The following is an 18,962-nucleotide window of genomic DNA, read 5'->3' as shown; positions in this document are numbered from 1 at the left end:
ATGACGACCCCGCACGGAGCCATTCGCAAGGACACGGGCCCCGAGGAGGACCGGCCGATCGTCGAACTGCGCGGCGCAGGCAAGTCCTACGGCAACATCCGCGCCCTGCACGGCGTGGGCCTCGCCGTCCACCCCGGCAAGGTGACCTGTGTGCTCGGCGACAACGGCGCCGGCAAGTCCACCCTCATCAAGATCGTCTCCGGTCTCCATCAGCACACCGAGGGCGAGTTCCTCGTCGACGGCGAGCCGGTCCGCTTCACCACCCCGCGCGAGGCCCTCGACCGCGGTATCGCCACCGTCTACCAGGATCTGGCGACCGTCCCGCTGATGCCGGTCTGGCGCAACTTCTTCCTCGGCTCCGAGATGACCAAGGGCCCCTGGCCGGTCCGCCGACTCGACATCGACCGCATGAAACGGACCGCGGACGAGGAGCTGCGCCACATGGGCATCGTCCTCGACGACCTGGAACAGCCCATCGGCACCCTCTCCGGCGGCCAGCGCCAGTGCGTGGCCATCGCCCGCGCCGTCTACTTCGGCGCCCGCGTCCTGATCCTGGACGAGCCCACCGCCGCCCTCGGCGTGAAGCAGTCCGGAGTGGTCCTGAAGTACATCGCCGCCGCCCGCGACCGTGGCCTCGGCGTCATCTTCATCACCCACAACCCCCACCACGCCTACATGGTCGGCGACCACTTCAGCGTGCTGCGGCTCGGCACCCTGGAACTGTCGGCATCCCGTGATCAGGTCAGTCTGGAAGAACTCACCAACCACATGGCGGGCGGCGCCGAACTCGCCGCCCTCAAGCACGAACTGTCGCAGGTGCGCGGTGTCGACGTGGAGGAGCTCCCCGAGGCGGGGGACCTGACCGCGCCGGTGGCCACGACCGACGAAGGAAAGGCGTGAACATGGCGGCTCTGGACCGCATCAGGGTCGGCTCGGCCCCGGACTCCTGGGGCGTGTGGTTCCCCGACGACCCCCAGCAGGTGCCCTGGGACCGCTTCCTGGACGAGGTCGCCGAGGCGGGTTACGAGTGGATCGAACTCGGCCCGTACGGCTATCTCCCCACCGACCCGGCCCGGCTCACCGACGAAGTGGCCCGCAGGGGTCTGAAGGTGTCGGCGGGCACGGTGTTCACCGGCCTGCACCGCGGCCCGTCCGTCTGGGAGTCCACCTGGGAGCACGTCAGCCAGGTCGCCGCGCTCACCCAGGCGATGGGCGCGCGGCACCTCGTCGTCATCCCCTCCTTCTGGCGCGACGACAAGACCGCCGAGATCCTGGAGTCCCCGGAGCTCACCGGCGAGCAGTGGGCGCACCTCACCAAGGGCATGGAACGGCTCGGACACGAGGTCAAGGAGGCCTACGGCCTCGACATCGTCGTCCACCCGCACGCCGACACCCACATCGACACCGAGGACCACGTGGAGCGGTTCCTCGACTCCACCGACTCCGAGCTGGTCAACCTCTGCCTGGACACCGGGCACTACGCCTACTGCGGCGGGGACAGCGTCAAGCTGATCGAGACCTATGGCGAGCGCATCGGCTATCTGCACCTCAAGCAGGTCGACCCGGAGATCCTCGCGGAGGTCGTGAAGAACGAGGTCCCCTTCGGCCCCGCCGTCCAGCGCGGGGTGATGTGCGAACCGCCCTCCGGGGTCCCGGAACTGGCACCCGTCCTGGTGGCGGCGCAGCGGCTCGGGGTCGAGCTGTTCGCCATCGTCGAGCAGGACATGTACCCCTGCGAGCCGGACAAGCCGCTGCCGATCGCGGTGCGCACCCGTGCGTTCCTGAGGTCCTGCGGAGCCTGAGAGGACATCCATGGCCACACCCCTGGGCATCGCCGTGATCGGCACCGGACGCATGGGCGCCGACCACGTCCGCCGGATCCAGGAGGTCATCAGCGGGGCGCGGGTCGCGGCAGTGGTGGACGTCGACGCGGAGCGGGCCAAGGCCGTGGCCGCCCGCGTCGAGGGCTGCGCGGTGCACACCGACCCGGCCGCCGCGATGGCCTCGGTGGACGTCGACGCCGTCCTCGTCGCCTCCCCGGGCCCGGCCCACGAGGCGGCCCTGCTCACCGCCTTCGCGCACGACCTCCCGGTGCTGTGCGAGAAGCCCCTCACCCCCGACGCCGCCTCCGCGCTGCGCCTCGTCGAGGCCGAGACCGCCCTCGGCCGGCGCCGTGTCCAGGTCGGCTTCATGCGCCGCTACGACCCCGGGTACACGCGTCTGAAGGCGCTGCTGGAGACCGGGGAACTGGGCCGCCCGCTGATGGTCCACCACCGGCACCGCAACGTGGCGAGCCCGCCCTTCTTCACCTCCGACATGCTCATCACCGACTCCGTGGCCCATGAGGTGGACGTGACTCGCTGGCTCCTCGGCCACGAGATCACGGCGGTCACCGTCATGCGCCCCACGACCTCCGCCGGCGCCCCCGAGGGCCTGATCGACCCGCAGTTCGTCGTCCTGGAGACCGCCGGCGGCGCCCTGTCGGACGTGGAGATCTTCGTCAACTGCGGATTCGGCTACCAGGTGCAGGCCGAGGTGGTGGGCGAACGCGGCACCGCGCGCGTCGGTGACGACCACACCCTGGTCACCGCCACGGCGGGCCGCTGGGGCGGCAGCATCGCCCAGGACTGGACGGAGCGGTTCGCGGACGCCTACGACCGGGAGGTCCAGGCCTGGGTCGACGCCACCCGGCGCGGTGAGGTCACCGGACCGAGCGTCTTCGACGGCTACGCGGCGGCCGCCGTCTGCGAGGCGGGGGTGCGGTCGCTGCGGGAGGGCGGCCGGGTGGCGGTTGAGCTGGTCGAGCGGCCCTCGCTCTACGGCTGAGCGCCCGACAGGCCGTTGTCAGTGCCGGACGCTAGCGTGCACAGCAGTGACCGTTCCCGTCCCGGGAGGCTTTGATGGCTTCGCGACTCAACCCCTACCTCACCTTCGCGGGCGACGCCCGCCAGGCCATGGAGTTCTACAAGGAGGTCTTCGGCGGCACCCTCGCCCTCAACTCCTACGGCGACTTCGGGCAGAAGGACTCGCCGATGGCCGACAAGATCATGCACGGCATGCTGGAGACCCCGAGCGGCTTCACCCTGATGGGCGCCGACAACCCCGAGGGGAGCGAGAAGCGCGCCGAGAACAACTTCTCGGTCAGCCTCAGCGGCGACGACGAGGCCGAGCTGCGCGGCTACTGGGAGAAGCTCTCCGCGGGCGGTCATGTCTCCGTGACGCTGGAGAAGCAGATGTGGGGCGACGTCTTCGGCATGTGCACCGACCGGTTCGGGGTGCCGTGGATGGTCAACATCACCGAGCGCACGGGCTGATCACGGCGAGCCGCGCGCGGCCGGAGCGCACCCCGGCCGCGCTGACCCGGCTCACGCCTGGCGTACCTCCGCGAGCGTGACGGGCCGGTGCTCCTGCAGCGACCGGGTGCACGCGTCGGCGATCCAGCCCGCCTCCATCGCGTCCGCGACCGTGCAGGGGGAGGTCCGGGTGCCGGCCACCACCTCGGTGAACGCGGTGAGTTCGGCGCGGTAGGCGGCCGCGAAGCGGTCCATGAAGAAGTCGTGCGGGGTGCCGGCCGGGAAGGTCACCCCCGGCTCGACCGAGCGCAGCGGCAGCCGGTCCTCCAGGCCGACGGCGATGGAGTCGGCGAAGCCGTGGAGCTCCATGCGCACGTCGTGGCCCCGGGCGTTGTGCCGGGAGTTGGATACCACCGCGATCGTCCCGTCGTCCAGGGTGAGGACCGCGCCGGTGGTGTCGGCGTCCCCGGCCTCCCTGATGTAGTCGGCGCCCTGGTTGCCGCCGACGGCGTACACCTCGGTCACCTCGCGCCCGGTCACCCAGCGGATGATGTCGAAGTCGTGCACCGAGCAGTCCCGGAAGATGCCGCCGGAGGCGGCGATGTACGCGGCGGGCGGCGGGGCCGGGTCCAGCGTGGTCGACCGCACGGTGTGCAGCTTGCCCAGCTCGCCGGCCTGTACGGCGGCCCGGGCGGCGACGAAACCGGCGTCGAAGCGGCGGTTGTAGCCGATCTGGATCGGCACGCCGGTGCCCTCGACGGCCTTGAGGACCCGGACGCCCTCACTCATGGTCCTGGCCACGGGCTTCTCGCAGAAGACCGGGACGCCGGCCTCGACCCCGGCGAGGATCAGCGCGGGATGGGCGTCCGTGGCCGCGGCGACGACGATGCCGTCCACTCCGGCGGCCAGCAGGGCGTCGGGCGAGTCCACGACCTCGCCGCCGAAGCGCTCGGCGGCACGCTTGGCGGCGTCCGCGAACGGGTCGGTGAGCACGAGGGAGTCGACGGCGTCGAGTCCGGAGAGGGTCTCGGCGTGGAAGGCGCCGATGCGGCCGAGGCCGAGGATTCCGATGCGCATGAGGGTGCAGCTCCTTGCGATGTGCGATGAGGGTCAGTCGAGTCCGCCGAGTACGTTCTGGTCCCAGTCGATCACCGAACCGGTCACCACTCCGGACCGCTCCGAGAGCAGGAACACCACGAAGTCGGCGATCTCGTCAGGTTGGCCGAGCTTGCCCATCGGCAGCCGGGCGGCGGCCACCTCGCGCCAGTCGTCCCCGGCGCCGTGGAAGGTCCGCTGGGTCGCGTCCTCGCCCTCGGTCGCCGTCCAGCCGATGTTCAGGCCGTTGATCCGGATCCGGTCGAAGCGGTGCGCGTGGGCGGCGTTGCGGGTGAGCCCGATCAGTCCGGCCTTGGCGCAGACGTAGGGCGCGAGGAAGGGCTGGCCGCCGTGTGCCGAGGAGGTGATGACGTTGACGATCGTGCCGGGCGCCCGGCGGGTCACCATGTCCGCGACCGCGGCCTGCATGGCGAAGAAGGGCGCCTTGAGGTTGATCGCGATGTGCTGGTCGAACAGCTCGGGCGTGGTGTCCAGCAGCGTGCCCCGGGAGGTCAGCCCGGCCGCGTTCACCAGGCAGTCGATCCGGCCGTACGCCGCAACGGCCCGCGCCACCGACGCCCTCGCCTGCTCGGCGTCCGCGAGGTCGGCCCGGACGAACAGCGCCTTGCCGCCCGCGGCGGTCAGCTCCGCCACCAGGGCCTCACCGGGCTCGGGGCGCCGGCCGGTGACGGCCACGACCGCTCCCTCGCGCACCGCGGCCCGGGCGACGGCGGCACCGACGCCCTGGGTGCCGCCGTTGACGAGGGCGACCTTGTCGTCGAGAAGTCCCATGTCGCGTCGGGTCCTTTCAGCTCTGACGCCGCGTCGCGCGGGCCCGCAGTTCCAGGCGCAGCGCCTCCGGCGGCCAGGCCTCGCGCAGCGCACGCCGTACGACGTCCGCCTGCGAGGACGGGGCGAGGCCGTCCACGGGCGGGTCGTTGTCGAGGTTGGTGGGGAAGGGGTAGCCCTCGGCGCTCGCGGCGACCACGTTCTCCATGCGGGTTACGTCCGCGCCCGCGGCCCGGCGCTCCAGCAGCGCGGGGTAGACGGCGTTCACCACCGCCTCGCGGTCCACGGTCTCCATCGCCCGCCCGAACGCGGAGGACACCTGGAGGAGGTTGGCCATCCGCCGGACGCCCGTCGAGCGGTTGGTGCCGGCGGCGTGGAACACCGCCGGGTTGAAGAAGGCGGCGTCGCCCTTGGCGAGCGGGAGCTGGACGTGGTGGGCCTCGAAGTAGGCCTGGAACTCGGGGCGCCGCCACGCCAGATAGCCCGGCTCGTAGGTCTGCGAGTACGGCAGGTACATGGTCGGCCCGGACTCCACCGGCATGTCGCGGTGCGCGACCGCGCCCTGGAGGGTCAGCACGGGGGAGAGGCGGTGGACGTGCGCCGGGTAGGCGGCCGCGGCGGCGTCGGAGAAGAAACCGAGGTGGTAGTCGCGGTGCGCGGTCTGCGCGGCGCCGCCCGGGTTGACGACGTTGACCTGGGAGGTGACCTGGTAGCCGGGCCCGAGCCAGGCCCGCGCGACCTGGGCCAGCACGTCGTTGGCGTAGTAGTCGGCGAACGCCTCCGCGTCGTGCAGGGCCGCCTTCTCCAGCGCGTTCCAGACCCGGTCGTTGGCCCCCGGCTTGGCGAAGTGGTCCCCGCCGCCCGCGCCCGAGGCCCGCTGCCCGGCGATCAGGGCCTCGAACACCTCGGTGAGCCGGTCCACGGAAGGCTCGTCGAACGCGCCGCGGAAGACCACGATTCCGGGGCCGTCGGTCAGCGCGCGGACCAGTTCGGCGTCCGGCGCGGTCCCCTCGTAGACGAGAACCCCCTGCTCCACGGCCACCGCGTGCGGGTAGTCGGCGGGGTCGGTGGGCCGCTCCACGAGCGTGCGAAAAGTGTCGAGATCGCAGTCCTCGGGGGACAGCCAGGTGGTGAAGGACATCGGCGTCCTCTCGGTGACAGGAGCGGCTCAGCGCTGTCATTCTTGTCAGGACAAAGCCGTCGAACAACCAGCAGGCAACCATCAAAAACCCCTCAAGGAGCCGCGGCATGGGCCACCCGTTCCCGATCCGGGAGATCGCACGTCAGGCCGGGCTCAGCGAGGCCACCGTGGACCGGGTGCTCAACGGCCGGGGCGGGGTGCGGGAGAGCACCGCGCGCGAGGTCCGCCGGGCCATCGCCGATCTGGACCGGCAGCGCACCCAGGTCCGGCTGGTCGGCCGTACCTTCATGGTCGACATCGTGATGCAGACCCCCGAGCGATTCAGCACCGCCGTCCGGGCCGCGCTGGAGGCCGAACTGCCCTCCCTGCACCCGGCGGTGGTGCGCTCGCGCTTCCACTTCCGGGAGACCGGACCGGCCGAGGAGCTGACCCGGACCCTGGACCGGATCGCCCGGCGCGGCTCGCAGGGCGTGATCCTCAAGGCGCCGGACGTCCCCGAGGTCACGGCCGCCGTGGGCCGGCTGACGGAGGCGGGCATCCCGGTGGTGACCCTGGTGACCGACCTGCCCTCCACTCCGCGCCTGGCCTACGTCGGCATCGACAACCGGGCCGCCGGGGCGACCGCCGCGTACCTCATGGGCCGGTGGCTCGGTGACCGGCCCGGCAATGTGCTCACCAGCCTCTCCAGCGGCTTCTTCCGCAACGAGGAGGAGCGCGAGATGGGCTTCCGCAGCGCCATGCGCGCCCGCCATCCCGAGCGCACGCTGGTGGAGATCGCCGAGGGGCAGGGCCTGGACGCCACCCAGTACGACCTCGTCCGGGCCGCCCTCGCCCGGGATCCGGAGATCCGGGCCGTGTACTCCATCGGCGGCGGCAACATCGCCACGCTCCGGGCCTTCGCGGACCTCGGCCGCGAGTGCGCGGTGTTCGTCGCGCACGACCTCGACCACGACAACACCCGGCTGCTGCGTGAGGAGCGGCTGTCCGTCGTGCTCCACCACGACCTGCGCCAGGACCTGCGCGAGGCCTGCCACCACGTCATGCGGGCGCACGGCGCGCTGCCGCCCGCGGGGCCGGCGCTGCCGTCCGCGATCCAGGTGGTGACGCCCTACAACATGCCCACCGGCTAGGAGAGACCGACCCAGCCGCCGTTCTCGGCCGAGCGGGTCGTCGCGTCCAGCGTGTCGGCGGCGCGCACCGCGTCCGTGAGGGTGGCGCCTGGCTAGGGGGGACCGGCCCAGCCGCCGTTCTCGGCCGAGCGGGTCGTCGCGTCCAGCGCCTCGGTGGCCCGCACCGCGTCCGTGAGGGTGGCGCCTGGCTAGGGGAGACCGGTCCAGCCGCCGGTCTGCGCCGAGCGGGCCATCGCGTCCAGCGCCTCGGCGGCCCGCACCGCGTCCGCGAGCGTGGCGCCGTACGGGCGGTCCTCGGCGATCGAGCGCAGGAAGCGGTAGGCCTCCACGACCTTCAGGTCGTCGTAGCCCATGGCGTTCGCGGCGCCGGGCTGGAACGCGCCGAACTCGCCGTCACCCGGGCCGACGTACACCGTGCTGACCGGCTGGTCCTGGTACGACGTGCCGCGGCTGACGCCCAGCTCGTTCATCCGGCGGAAGTCCCAGAAGACCGCGCCCCTGGTGCCGTGCACCTCGAAGCCGTAGGTGTTCTGCTCGCCGACCGAGACCCGGCAGGCCTCCAGCACGCCGCGGGCGCCGGAGGCGAAGCGGATCAGGCAGCTGACGTAGTCCTCGTTCTCGACCGGGCCGAGTGCGCCGCCGGCCGCCCGGGAGTGGCCCGCGGTGGCGCCGGTCGGGCGGGCCCGCTCGGTGAGGAAGACGGCCGTGTCGGCGACGAGGGAGGCGAGGTCCCCGAGCAGGAAGCGGGCCAGGTCCACGCCGTGCGAGGCGAGATCGCCGAGGACCCCGCTGCCGCCGCGCTCCCGCTCGTAGCGCCAGGTGAGCGCGGACTCGGGATGGGCGGCGTAGTCGCTGAAGAGGCGCACGCGCGCGTGCGTGACCGTACCGATCTCCCCGGAGCCGATCAGCTCGCGGGCGGCCTCCACGGCGGGGGCGTTTCGGTAGTTGAAGCCGACCGTGCCCTGGACGCCGGCCTTCGTGACCGCGGCGGCGACCGCGCGGGCGTCCTCGGCGTTCAGGCCCACCGGCTTCTCGATCCACAGGTGCTTGCCCGCCTCGGCCATGGCGACGCCGATCTCGCGGTGCAGGAAGTTCGGGGCGGTGACGCTGACCGCCCTCACCCGGGGGTCGGCGGCCACCTCACGCCAGTCACGCGTGGTCGAGGCGAAGCCGAACTGCGCGGCGGCCTCCTCGGCCCGGCCCGGCACCTCCTCGGCGACCGTGACCAGCTCCGGACACACGGCGAGCAGCGGGTAGTGGTGGCGGACGCGGGCGTAGGCCTGGGTGTGCACCCGGCCCATCCAGCCGAATCCGACGACGGCGACCCCGAGCGCATCCACCATGACAGCCCTTCTTTGGACCGGTCCAGAACCTGTCCAACCCACCCTGAGTCCCGTTTCCGCCTGATGTCAACCCTTTGACAAGCCCGTGGACGTCGTGGAACGGTCCATGACATGAGACCGCCGACCATCCGTGACGTGGCCGAACGGGCCGGCGTCTCCAAGTCCCTGGTCTCGCTGGTGCTGCGCGGCTCAGAACAGGTGCGGCCGGAGCGCCGGGAGGCCGTGCTGCGGGCCGTGCGGGAACTCGGCTACCGCCCCAACACCGCCGCCCGCAGCCTCAGCGAGCGCCGCACCCGGACCGTCGGTGTCCTTCTGAACGACCTGCGCAACCCCTGGTTCGTGGACCTGCTCGACGGGCTGAACTCCCTGCTGCACCACAGCGGCCTGCACATGCTGCTCGCCGACGCCCGGCTCAACCGCCGAACCGGCCAGGACCCGGCCGAACTCTTCCTCGACCTGCGCGTGGACGGCCTCGTCGTGGTCGGCACCCTGCCGGATCCGGCCGCGCTGGGAGCCGTCGCCGAGCGGATGCCGGTGGTCGTGGCGGGCGCCCGTGAGGCCGTGCCGCCCCGGGTCGACGTCGTCGGGGGCGACGACGAGCACGGCGCCCGGCTCGTCACCGAGCACCTGATCGGCCTCGGCCACCGCCGGATCGCGCACATCGCGGGCTACGGCGCGGTCGGCGAGCTGCGCCGGCGCGGCTTCGAGGAGACGATGCGCGCGCACGGCCTCGCGGACAGCGCGCGGGTCGAGCCGAGCGACATGACCGAGGAGGGCGGCTACCGCTCGACGGTCCGGCTGCTCCGCCGCCCGGACCGGCCGACGGCCGTGTTCGCCGTCAACGACATCGCCGGCGTCGGCGCGCTCTCGGCGGCCGCGGAACTGGGCCTGGAGGTCCCGCGCGAGCTGTCCGTCGCCGGCTACGACAACACGAGCGTCTCCCGGTTGCGGCACCTGTGGCTGACCACGGTGGACGGCGCCGGCCACGACGTCGGCCGGCGCGCCGCCCGCTGCCTCCTCGACCGGTTCGACCGGCCCGGGACCCCGGGCCGGGTCCAACTGGCCGCCCCCGCGCTGGAGATCCGTGGCACGACGGCCCCGCCGCTCACAGATTGATGGCGTAGGCCTTGCGCAGTGTCTCGTGCACGGTCCAGGTCGTACGGTCGCCCGCGCGCAGTACGGCCAGATCGCCGGGCCCCACCTCCAGCGTCGGGCCGCCCTCGACCTCGATGGTGGCCGAGCCGCTGATCACCACGAACAGCTCGTCCGCCTCGGTGTCGGTGACCACGCCCGGCGTGATCTGCCAGACCCCGCGGATCTGCCGCCCGTCGGCCGACTGCCAGACGACCTTGCCGGTCACCTCGGGGGTGCCGGAGACGATCTGCGCCGGGTCGAGAGGCTCGGGTTCGAGCTCGGCGTCGGGGACGTGGACAACGAAACTGTGGCTCATGCCAGGACCCTAACCAGCGGGGATGGATCATGGCCGTCGACAGAGTGTGCGGTATCGGCCCTGGTGGCAGGACACTTCGTCGCGACTGGCGGGGCCGGGCGAGCCGGGTGATCGTGGAGGGCATGACGCAGGACACCGGGGCCGTCGGGGCGCGACCGAGGGGGCACGACACCCGCGAGGCCGTCCTGTTCGGCGGTGTCTACGGGTCCGTCCTCGCGTGCTCGATGGTCGCCGCCCTCACCCAGTACGGCCACGCCTCCCAGGCCCGCCGCCGCTATGACGCCCTCTGGCTGCTGGTGACCGCGCTGGCTTCCGCACTCGCCCACGGCTACGCCCACTACATCGCCGAGCGGTCCCCGCACCGCCGCCGGGACGCCCTGCGCGCGCTCGCCGAGGAGTGGCCCCTGGTCGCGGCGGTGCTGCCCACGCTGCTGATCCTCGCGGGCGCCGGCTGGGGCTGGTGGCCGGCGAACGGCGTGGAGTACCCGGCCTTCGCCCTGAACATCGTCCTGCTGTTCGCCCTGGGCCTCGTCACGGCCCGCTGGGCGGGCCGCCCGTGGCCGGCCGCGGTCCTGATCGGGCTGGTGGACGCGCTCCTCGGGGTAGGCGTAGTGGTGGCCAACGCGCTCATCAAGTGACGCGTACGACGACCTTGTGCTGGAGCGACCGTGACGGACCCGGAACCCCTCGCCTTCACCCATGAGTACCCGCCCGCCCGGATCGTGCTGAGCCCGGGCGCCGCGACCGCCGCGACGCCCGACGAGGCCCGGCGCCTGGGCCTGCGGAGGCTGTTGGTGCTCTCCGGGCCGCGCGGTGCGGACACCGCGCACGCCGTCGCGGACTCCCTCGGGGCGCTGTGTGCCGGAGTGCACGCCGAGGCGCGGATGCACGTCCCCGTGGAGGTGGCCGCCCGGGCCGTGGAGGCGGCGCGTGCGGCGGGCGCCGACGGGTGCGTCGCGGTCGGCGGCGGCTCCTCGATCGGTCTGGGCAAGGCCGTCGCGCTGCGCACCGGACTGCCGCTGATCGCGGTGCCGTCGACCTACTCCGGCTCGGAGATGACGCCCGTCTGGGGCCTGACCGAGCACGGGATCAAACGCACCGGCCGCGACCCCGTCGTCCAGCCGCGCAGCGTCGTCTACGACCCCGAGCTCACCCTCTCCCTGCCCGTGCCGCTCTCCGTGACCAGCGGCGTCAACGCCATCGCGCACGCCGTCGAGGCCCTGTACGCCCCCGACGCCTCGCCCCTGACCGCGCTGACGGCGGAAGAGGGCATCCGCGCGATGGCCGAGGCCCTGCCCGCGGTGGCCGCCGAACCCCGGTCCCTCCAGGTCCGCGGCGGGGCCCTGTACGGGGCGTGGTTGTGCGGAGCGAGTCTGGGCGCCGCCACGATGGGCCTGCACCACAAGCTCTGCCATGTCCTCGGCGGCTCCTACGGGCTGCCGCACGCCGAGACCCACACGCTGGTGCTGCCGCACGTCCTCGCCCACAACACCCCCGCCGTCCCCGAGGCCGCCGCCGCGGTGGCCCGCGCCCTCGGCGCCGACGACGCCCCGCATGCCCTGTGGGAGCTGCCCAGGCGCCTGGGCGCACCGCGCTCGCTCGCCGAACTCGGCCTGTCCGAGGCCGACTTGGAACATGCCGCCGCCCAGACCGTCGGCGAGAGCTCCGTCAACCCCCGCCCGGTGACCACGGACGGGGTGCTGAGGGTGCTGCGTGGAGCGTACGAGGGGGAGCCGCCGGCGTCGTACGAGCTGCCCTGAGCCTCGGCCTCGAGGAGTGACTCCCAAGCCCTCCGTGCTGCCCTCAATGTGTCGGACAAAATTGTTGACAATTCTGTCTGGCTAGATTTAGGTTCGACAGGCACTCACTCAGGGAGGGCAACGATGCCGAAAGAAGCCCGTCCGAGCACCGGGGAGCAGGCCAAACAGCACGCGCTCGCGCGGCTGCGGCAGGCGATCCTGCACGGCGAGATGGCACCGGCACAGCGGCTGGTGGAGAACGAACTCGCCGAGCAGTTCGGTGTGACCCGGGCGAGCATTCGTGCGGCGCTCATCGACCTGGAGGCCCAGGGCCTCGTCGAGCGGATCCGCAACCGCGGCTCGCGCGTACGGGTCGTGACGGTGGAGGAAGCGGTCGCCATCACCGAGTGCCGCATGGTCCTCGAAGGACTGTGCGCGGCGAAGGCGGCCGTGGCGGCGAGCGACGAGCAGTTGGCCGAACTCACCGAGCTGGGCACGGCGATGACCAAGGCCGTGGCCGACGGCGAGCCGGTCACCTACTCCGACCTCAACCACGAACTGCACACCAGGATCCGGGAGTTCTCAGGCCAGCGCACCGCGCTGGAGCTGCTGGAGCGGCTCAACGCCCAGTTGGTGCGCCACCGCTTCCAGTTGGCGCTGAGGCCCGGGCGTCCGCAGCAGTCCCTGAACGAGCACCTGGCGATGATCGAGGCGATCAGGGCCAGGGACCCCGAGGCGGCCGAGACGGCCGTCCGCGCCCACCTCAGCAGCGTGATCGAGGCGCTGCGCGATTAGTCGTACGCGGCGGGCGCCCACCTGTCCACTCCAAGGAGATTTCAGCAATGACGCAGTCAGGCGCGCCCGCCGCCCCACGTTCGACACTGGTGATCACCGCGCATGCCGGGGACTTCGTGTGGCGGGCAGGCGGTGCCATCGCCCTGGCCGCCGCGCGCGGTGAGCAGGTCACCATCGCCTGTCTGACCTTCGGCGAGCGCGGTGAGTCCGCCAAGGCGTGGCGCGAGGGCAGGAAGCTGGACGAGATCAAGGCGATACGGCGGGACGAGGCCGAGCGGGCCGCCGCCACCCTCGGCGCCGAGGTCCGCTTCTTCGACGCCGGCGACTACCCGCTGGTCCCCACCGCCGAGCTGACCGACCAGCTCGTCACCGTCTACCGCGACACACAGCCCGACGTCGTGCTCACCCACCCGACCGAGGACCCGTACAACGGCGACCACCCGGCCGCCAACCGGATGGCGCTGGAGGCCCGGATCCTCGCCCAGGCCATCGGCTACCCGGGCGAGGGCGACATCATCGGCGCCCCGCCCGTCTTCTACTTCGAGCCCCACCAGCCGGAGATGAGCGGCTTCCGGCCCGAGGTGCTCCTCGACATCACCGAGGTCTGGGAGACCAAGCGCAAGGCGATGGAGTGCCTCGGCGCCCAGCAGCACCTGTGGGACTACTACACCGACCTGGCCGTCCGCCGGGGCGTGCAGCTCAAGCGCAACGCGGGCCCGAACCTGGGCCTCGCCCACAAGACCATGGCCGAGGCGTACATGCGCCCCTTCCCGCAGATCGCGAAGGAGCTGGCATGAGCGGCGTGATCGTCACCGGGCCACCGAAGGCGGAGCTGCAGGACGTCGACGCGCTGGCCGCGTACGGCGTGGCCACCGTGAGCGAGGCGATGGGCCGAACGGGCTTGCTGGGTCCGGGGATCCGGCCCGTCCAGCAGGGTGTTCGGGTGGCCGGCACCGCGGTCACCGTGCTGAGCTGGCCGGGCGACAACCTCATGATCCACGCGGCCGTGGAGCAGTGCGGGGAGGGCGACATCCTGGTCGTCACCACCACCTCGCCGTGCACCGACGGCCTGTTCGGCGAGCTGTTCGCCACCGCTCTCAGGCAGCGGGGGGTGCGCGGTGTCGTGCTGAACACCGGCATCCGCGACACCCAGGAGCTGCGGGACATGGGGTTCGCCGCCTGGTCCCGGGCGGTGTCCTCGCAGGGCACGGTCAAGGCCACGGGCGGTTCGGTCAACGTGCCGATCGCCATCGACGGCCAGGTGATCCGCCCCGGAGACGCGATCCTCGCCGACGACGACGGAGTCGTGGTCGTCCCGCGCGAACGCGTCCGCGAGACGGTGGAGAAGTCCGAGGCCCGCGAGGCCAAGGAGGCTGCCACCCGGGCCGCCTTCCTCGACGGCGAACTCGGCCTGGACCGCTACGGCCTGCGCGAGAAGCTCAAGGCCCTCGGCGTCGAGTACCGGACGCACGAGGAGTACGAGGGAGAGCGGCCGTGACCGACGAGGTGCCCTGTCTGCTGATGCGCGGCGGCACCTCCAAGGGTGCCTACTTCCTGGCCGAGGACCTGCCCGCCGAACCGGCCGCCCGGGACGAGCTGCTGTTGCGGATCATGGGCAGCCCGGACGAACGGCAGATCGACGGGCTCGGCGGAGCCCATCCGCTCACCAGCAAGGTGGCCGTGGTGTCGCCGTCGGCCGACCCGCAGGCCGATGTCGACTACCTCTTCCTCCAAGTCGCTCTCGAACGACCTGAGGTGAGCGACCGTCAGAACTGCGGCAACATCCTCGCGGGCATCGGCCCGTTCGCCGTGGAGCGCGGGCTCGTCCCGGCCGGGGAGGAGGAGACCGCCGTCCGGATCCGCATGGTCAACAGCGGTGACTACGCGACGGCGACCTTCCCGAGCCCGGGCGGACGGGTGGCGTACACCGGGGACGCCGAGATCTCGGGCGTGCCCGGGACGGCCGCCCCCGTGGTGATCGAGTTCCCGCCCGGCGCGTCGGCCCTGCTGCCCACCGGACGCGCCCGGGACGAGATCGACGGCGTGCAGGTGACCTGCGTGGACAACGGCATGCCGACGGTGCTGCTCGAGGCCACCGCGCTCAAGGTCACCGGATACGAGTCGCCCGGGGAACTGGAGGAGAACGCCGAACTCGCCGACCGGCTGCGGCGGATCCGCCTGACGGCGGGCCGCCTCATGGGCCTCGGCGACGTCTCCGACACCACCGTTCCCAAGCTGACCCTGCTCGCTCCGCCCCGGCACGGCGGTGCCGTGACCACCCGCACCTTCATCCCCGTGCGCTGTCACACCTCGATCGGGGTGCTGGGCGCGGCGAGCGTGGCCGCGGGCCTGCGGATCGAGGGGGGCGTGGGGGAGGGCGTCGCCCAGGTCGATCCCGGCAGAGACCGGGTCCGGATCGAACACCCCACGGGCTTCCTGGACATCGAGAGCAGCCTCGGCACCGCCGCCGACGGCCTGCCGTCCGCCCGCCGCACCGCCGTGGTCCGCACGGCCCGCAAGATCTTCGACGGCACCGTCTTCCCCCGGGCCGTCGCCGCACAACCTCTTGGAGGTCAAGGATGACTCCGCCGCTCGGCGACATCGCCCACATCGGCCACGCCCAGCTGTTCACGCCCGATCTGGACGCCAGCGTCGCCTTCTTCACCGACTATCTGGGCCTGACGGTCAATCAGCAGGTGGGTGACACCGTCTATTTGCGGACCTTCGACGACTACGAGCACCACAGTCTGGTCCTCACCGCCCGCGACCGGCCCGGTCTCGGCCGGCTCGCACTGCGCACCTCCAGCGAGGAGGCGCTGCGGCGCCGGGTGAGGGCGGTCGAGGAGGCGGGCGGCTCTGGACACTGGGTCGAGGACGAACCCGGCCTCGGCAAGCTCTACGTCACCACCGACCCCGACGGCCACGAGCACGCCCTGTACTGGGAGAGCCAACACTACGAAGCCCCCGAGGCGTTGCGGCCGGCGCTGAAGAACCAGCCGCAGGCCAAGCCCAACCGGGGCGTGGGCGTACGGCGGCTGGACCACGTCAACTTCCTCGCCGCCGACGTGCTCGCCAACGCCGAGTTCCAGCAGAACGTGCTCGGCGCCCGGCCGACGGAACAGATCCGGCTCGACACCGGGAAGATCGCGGCGCGCTGGCTGACGTACACGAACAAGTCGTACGACGTCGTCTACACCTCGGACTGGACCGGCTCCACCGGACGGCTGCACCACATCGCCTTCGCCACCGACACCCGCGAGGACGTGCTGCGCGCCGCCGACCTGGCCATCGACAGCGGGGTGTTCATCGAGACCGGACCCCACAAGCACGCCATCCAGCAGACGTTCTTCCTCTACGTCTACGAGCCGGGCGGCAACCGGATCGAGCTGTGCAACCCCCTCACCCGGCTGGTGCTGGCGCCCGACTGGCCGCTGATCACCTGGACCGAGGAGGAGCGCGGAAAGGGACAGGCCTGGGGCCTGAAGACCATCGAGTCGTTCCACACCCACGGGACCCCGCCGGTCGCGTGAGCGGGGCGCGCGGAGCCTTACCGGCAGCGACGAGGCTGCCGCCGAGATGGTCGATGAGATTGTTGACAAAAACGTTGACTCTTTCGGTACGGCTCCTTAGCGTCTAGCGCACCCCGCACGAGAGGAAGAACAAAGATGTCCCCCCTCGCTCCATCCGCCCGCGGCAGCAGACTGGCCTTCCTGGTCGTCGGCCTGTGCTGGCTGGCCGTGCTCTTCGACGGCCTCGACATGTTCATCTACGGCTCGGTGCTGCCGCACCTGCTGGAGACCAAGACCTTCGGCCTGACCCCCGACCAGGCCGGTGACCTCGGCTCCTACGCCACCTTCGGCATGCTGGTCGGCGCCCTGACCGCGGGCACCGTGGCGGACCGGATCGGGCGCAAGAGGCTCATGGTCGGCTGTGTGGTCCTGTTCTCGCTGGCCTCCGGCGTCTGCGCGATCGCCGACTCGGTCGCCGTCTTCGGCCTCGGACGCACCCTGGCGGGCGTCGGCCTCGGCGGACTGCTTCCCACCGCGATCAGCATGGTCTCCGACTACGCCCCGCGCGGCCGCGGCGCGATCGTCATCGGCCTGCTGATGACCGCCCACCACGCGGGCGGCATCCTCTCCGCCTACGTCGCCAAGTGGCTGATCGAACCGGCCGGCTGGCGTGCCGCCTTCTGGGTCTGTGTGCTCCCGCTGCTCTTCGCCCCGGTACTCGCCAGGTTCCTGCCCGAGTCCCTGAGCTTCCTGGTCGCGAAGGGCCGTACCGAGGAGGCCCGCGCCCTGGCCGCCCGCTACGACGTCGAACTCCCCGCCGCCAAGTCCGAGAAGGCGGGCGCCGCCGACCGCTGGGCCAACCTCGTGGGCCTCTTCCGGGGCGGCGAGTGGATCCAGACCCTGCTGTACTGGTGCGCCTCCTTCGGCGGACTGCTGCTGGTCTACGGCGTCGCCACCTGGCTGCCCACCCTGATGCGCGCCGAGGGCTACGAGCTGGGCTCCGCGCTGACCTTCGTGGTCGTCTTCAACCTCGGCGGCATCGTGGGCATGCTGGTCGCGGGCCGGGCCGCCGACCGCTTCGGCGCCCCGCGCATCTCGGCGATCTGGTTCGCGCTCACCGCCGCCGGGGTGTTCCTGCTCAGCGTCCACATGCCGCTCGCGGTGACCATGACGGTCGTCTTCCTCACCGGTGTGTTCCTCAACAGCGCCCAGACGATGATCTACGCGACGGTCTCGATCCGCTCGAACCCCGGGAACCGCGCCACCGCCGTCGGCTGGACCTCCGGCATGGGCCGCTTCGGTGCCGTCTTCGGGCCGTGGCTCGGCGGCCAGCTGCTGGCGGCGAACAACGGCGACTGGGGCTTCACGGCCTTCGCGCTCGCCGGACTGTCGTCCATGGTCTTCATCGGCATCGCCGCCCTGCGCGGCGGACGCAGGACCACGGCCGACAGCGCCCCGCAGGAGCTGGTCACGACCCACTGAGGGCGCCGACGCCGGTCACCGCTCTCCGCGCGGTGACCGGCGTCGGACGTGACATAAGGTGGGCCGGCATATGCCAGGAGGAGTCGCGACATGAGCGGGGACGGAGACCGGCGGGTCCGGCGGGCCACGGTGACCGGGGCACTCGCGGGCGCGCTGACGGGCGGCGCGATCGCTCTGGGCGGCCTGGCCAAGCTCGATGCGCCGTGGTGGGCGCTGACGGCCGGCGTCCTGGTCTTCCTGGGGCTCGGCGCCTGGACCGGGACGAGCATCGGCCGTCGGCGCGGGGCCCGGGACGCGGTCCTGGAGCCGGGGGAGGCGGTGCTCGGTACCTACACGGTCAGGCCGCCGTACACCGAGCACACCCCGGCCGACCTCCATCAGGGCCCGCAGTACCAGGTTCGGGTGACGACACACGGCATCCAGCTGTGGGAGCGGTCCGCACTGCTCTGGCGTCATCCGTGGCCGCAACTGCGGGTGGTCGCCGACGGTCCGCGGGTGCGGCTGCACCGCGGCGGCGAGGAGGTCGGAGCCCTGCTGTTGGAGGGCTCGGCGCACGAGGTGCTCGCCGCCGCCCGGCGGTACGGCGCCGGCTGACGCCTCAGCCCATCCGGTCCTGTGCCGACAGATGCTCCACCGTCCGGCCGGTCTCGGTGAAGGTACGGGTGACATGGCCCGAGGAGTACACCCACAGGATGCGCAGCGGGCCGCCGCCGATGTTGCGGAACAGATGGGGGACCGGGGACGGGATGTACGTGGTGTCGAAGCGCTCCAGCTTCGTCGCCTCGCCGTTCACCACCACCTCCGCCTCGCCCTCGAGGATCGTCACGTGCTCGTCGCAGTTGTGCGAGTGAAGGGGGGCACCGGAGCCCACCGGGTACACGCTCATCCCGCTGGTGATCCTGTTCTCGCCGCCCGCCGAGGGCGTGGTGATCAGCGGTGTCGTCACGACGGCTCCGCCGCGGTCCAGCAGCGGCACCGACGCGACCTTGATGATCGTGGTCATCCGGGGGTTCCTCTCCGTCACCTGGTTCCAGGCACCCGACGGTAGGTCGCGCCCCCGCGAATGGGTGCCCTCCGGCGTGCAGTTTTACCTTGCGTTCCGGGAGGGGTGAGCTTCCCGGACCCGGCTGTAGCGTCGCCTGGCATCGCACGGCGACTCGTTCCGTGCCCGCAACGTGCCGGAAAGAAAAGGCAGG

General features: G+C 72.1%; 21 protein-coding genes. 15 read left to right on the top strand and 6 right to left on the bottom strand.

The features are described 5' to 3' along the window. The 4 genes from ACWDRW_RS30870 to ACWDRW_RS30855 all read left to right on the top strand — a co-directional run bounded on the left by ACWDRW_RS30870 (position 1) and on the right by ACWDRW_RS30855 (position 3,314). Entirely contained in the window at positions 1 to 900 is a 900-nt protein-coding gene (locus ACWDRW_RS30870) for an ATP-binding cassette domain-containing protein (RefSeq protein ID WP_451728682.1), read from the top strand. A 2-nt stretch (positions 901 to 902) separates the two neighbouring features. Further along, entirely contained in the window at positions 903 to 1,802 is a 900-nt protein-coding gene (locus ACWDRW_RS30865; protein WP_451728679.1) for a sugar phosphate isomerase/epimerase family protein, read from the top strand. A gap of 10 nt (positions 1,803 to 1,812) precedes the next feature. Then, entirely contained in the window at positions 1,813 to 2,826 is a 1,014-nt protein-coding gene (locus ACWDRW_RS30860) for a Gfo/Idh/MocA family protein (RefSeq protein WP_451728677.1), read from the top strand. Between the two features lie 74 nt (positions 2,827 to 2,900). After that, complete coding sequence (locus ACWDRW_RS30855; protein ID WP_451728674.1) at positions 2,901 to 3,314, top strand: VOC family protein; 414 nt, start codon at positions 2,901 to 2,903, stop codon at positions 3,312 to 3,314. A gap of 51 nt (positions 3,315 to 3,365) precedes the next feature. Here ACWDRW_RS30855 and ACWDRW_RS30850 read toward each other — a convergent pair whose 3' ends face one another. From ACWDRW_RS30850 to ACWDRW_RS30840, 3 genes are read right to left on the bottom strand one after another with little or no spacing between them, the layout of a single operon-like run. Continuing rightward, positions 3,366 to 4,370 (bottom strand): Gfo/Idh/MocA family protein, encoded by a 1,005-nt coding sequence (locus ACWDRW_RS30850; protein ID WP_451728671.1) that lies wholly within the window; start codon positions 4,368 to 4,370, stop codon positions 3,366 to 3,368. Positions 4,371 to 4,403: 33 nt separating this feature from the next. Further along, the gene (locus ACWDRW_RS30845; RefSeq protein WP_451728668.1) at positions 4,404 to 5,180 is read right to left on the bottom strand and encodes an SDR family oxidoreductase; all 777 of its coding nucleotides are present in this window, start codon (positions 5,178 to 5,180) and stop codon (positions 4,404 to 4,406) included. A gap of 16 nt (positions 5,181 to 5,196) precedes the next feature. Next, positions 5,197 to 6,318: a phytanoyl-CoA dioxygenase family protein gene (locus tag ACWDRW_RS30840; protein ID WP_451728665.1), complete on the bottom strand. Its 1,122-nt coding sequence runs from the start codon at positions 6,316 to 6,318 to the stop codon at positions 5,197 to 5,199. Positions 6,319 to 6,425: 107 nt separating this feature from the next. Here ACWDRW_RS30840 and ACWDRW_RS30835 point away from each other — a divergent pair, with 107 nt between their 5' ends. Further along, the gene (locus tag ACWDRW_RS30835; protein WP_451728662.1) at positions 6,426 to 7,448 is read left to right on the top strand and encodes a LacI family DNA-binding transcriptional regulator; all 1,023 of its coding nucleotides are present in this window, start codon (positions 6,426 to 6,428) and stop codon (positions 7,446 to 7,448) included. A gap of 188 nt (positions 7,449 to 7,636) precedes the next feature. On the opposite strand, the gene ACWDRW_RS30830 is transcribed toward ACWDRW_RS30835, so the two are convergent. Beyond that, complete coding sequence (locus tag ACWDRW_RS30830; RefSeq protein WP_451728659.1) at positions 7,637 to 8,791, bottom strand: Gfo/Idh/MocA family protein; 1,155 nt, start codon at positions 8,789 to 8,791, stop codon at positions 7,637 to 7,639. A gap of 111 nt (positions 8,792 to 8,902) precedes the next feature. On the opposite strand from ACWDRW_RS30830, the gene ACWDRW_RS30825 reads away from it, so the two are divergent. After that, the gene (locus ACWDRW_RS30825) at positions 8,903 to 9,907 is read left to right on the top strand and encodes a LacI family DNA-binding transcriptional regulator (protein WP_451728656.1); all 1,005 of its coding nucleotides are present in this window, start codon (positions 8,903 to 8,905) and stop codon (positions 9,905 to 9,907) included. Here the strand turns inward: ACWDRW_RS30825 and ACWDRW_RS30820 are convergent. Further along, positions 9,897 to 10,241: a cupin domain-containing protein gene (locus ACWDRW_RS30820; protein WP_451728653.1), complete on the bottom strand. Its 345-nt coding sequence runs from the start codon at positions 10,239 to 10,241 to the stop codon at positions 9,897 to 9,899. The genes ACWDRW_RS30825 and ACWDRW_RS30820 overlap by 11 nt on opposite strands. Positions 10,242 to 10,363: 122 nt before the next feature. Here ACWDRW_RS30820 and ACWDRW_RS30815 point away from each other — a divergent pair, with 122 nt between their 5' ends. The 9 genes from ACWDRW_RS30815 to ACWDRW_RS30775 all read left to right on the top strand — a co-directional run bounded on the left by ACWDRW_RS30815 (position 10,364) and on the right by ACWDRW_RS30775 (position 18,360). After that, a complete protein-coding gene (locus tag ACWDRW_RS30815) occupies positions 10,364 to 10,879 on the top strand; it encodes a hypothetical protein (protein WP_451728791.1) in 516 nt (171 codons plus the stop codon). A 30-nt stretch (positions 10,880 to 10,909) separates the two neighbouring features. Beyond that, positions 10,910 to 12,001 (top strand): maleylacetate reductase, encoded by a 1,092-nt coding sequence (locus ACWDRW_RS30810; RefSeq protein ID WP_451728650.1) that lies wholly within the window; start codon positions 10,910 to 10,912, stop codon positions 11,999 to 12,001. Positions 12,002 to 12,124: 123 nt separating this feature from the next. Further along, entirely contained in the window at positions 12,125 to 12,775 is a 651-nt protein-coding gene (locus ACWDRW_RS30805; protein ID WP_451728647.1) for a GntR family transcriptional regulator, read from the top strand. Positions 12,776 to 12,822: 47 nt separating this feature from the next. After that, positions 12,823 to 13,572: a PIG-L deacetylase family protein gene (locus tag ACWDRW_RS30800; RefSeq protein ID WP_451728644.1), complete on the top strand. Its 750-nt coding sequence runs from the start codon at positions 12,823 to 12,825 to the stop codon at positions 13,570 to 13,572. Then, a complete protein-coding gene (locus ACWDRW_RS30795) occupies positions 13,569 to 14,273 on the top strand; it encodes a 4-carboxy-4-hydroxy-2-oxoadipate aldolase/oxaloacetate decarboxylase (RefSeq protein ID WP_451728641.1) in 705 nt (234 codons plus the stop codon). The genes ACWDRW_RS30800 and ACWDRW_RS30795 overlap by 4 nt, the downstream gene beginning before the upstream one ends. Before the next feature lie 23 nt (positions 14,274 to 14,296). After that, positions 14,297 to 15,358, top strand: a complete 1,062-nt coding sequence (locus ACWDRW_RS30790) for a 4-oxalomesaconate tautomerase (RefSeq protein ID WP_451728788.1) — start codon at positions 14,297 to 14,299, stop codon at positions 15,356 to 15,358. Next, positions 15,355 to 16,305: a catechol 2,3-dioxygenase gene (locus ACWDRW_RS30785; RefSeq protein ID WP_451728639.1), complete on the top strand. Its 951-nt coding sequence runs from the start codon at positions 15,355 to 15,357 to the stop codon at positions 16,303 to 16,305. Before ACWDRW_RS30790 ends, ACWDRW_RS30785 begins: the two co-directional genes overlap by 4 nt. 135 nt (positions 16,306 to 16,440) lie before the next feature. Beyond that, positions 16,441 to 17,766: an MFS transporter gene (locus ACWDRW_RS30780; RefSeq protein WP_451728636.1), complete on the top strand. Its 1,326-nt coding sequence runs from the start codon at positions 16,441 to 16,443 to the stop codon at positions 17,764 to 17,766. 90 nt (positions 17,767 to 17,856) lie between these two features. Next, positions 17,857 to 18,360 carry a hypothetical protein gene (locus tag ACWDRW_RS30775; protein WP_451728633.1) on the top strand — a complete coding sequence of 168 codons (504 nt, stop codon included), beginning with the start codon at positions 17,857 to 17,859 and terminating at the stop codon, positions 18,358 to 18,360. A gap of 4 nt (positions 18,361 to 18,364) precedes the next feature. Here the strand turns inward: ACWDRW_RS30775 and ACWDRW_RS30770 are convergent, their stop codons facing one another. Next, positions 18,365 to 18,769: a cupin domain-containing protein gene (locus ACWDRW_RS30770; RefSeq protein WP_451728630.1), complete on the bottom strand. Its 405-nt coding sequence runs from the start codon at positions 18,767 to 18,769 to the stop codon at positions 18,365 to 18,367. Positions 18,770 to 18,962 lie beyond the last annotated feature (193 nt).

The sequence above is a fragment of the Streptomyces sp. NPDC003635 genome (assembly GCF_053587635.1).
Note: the sequence above shows the minus strand (reverse complement) of the source record. Positions and strands in the feature narration are given on the sequence as shown.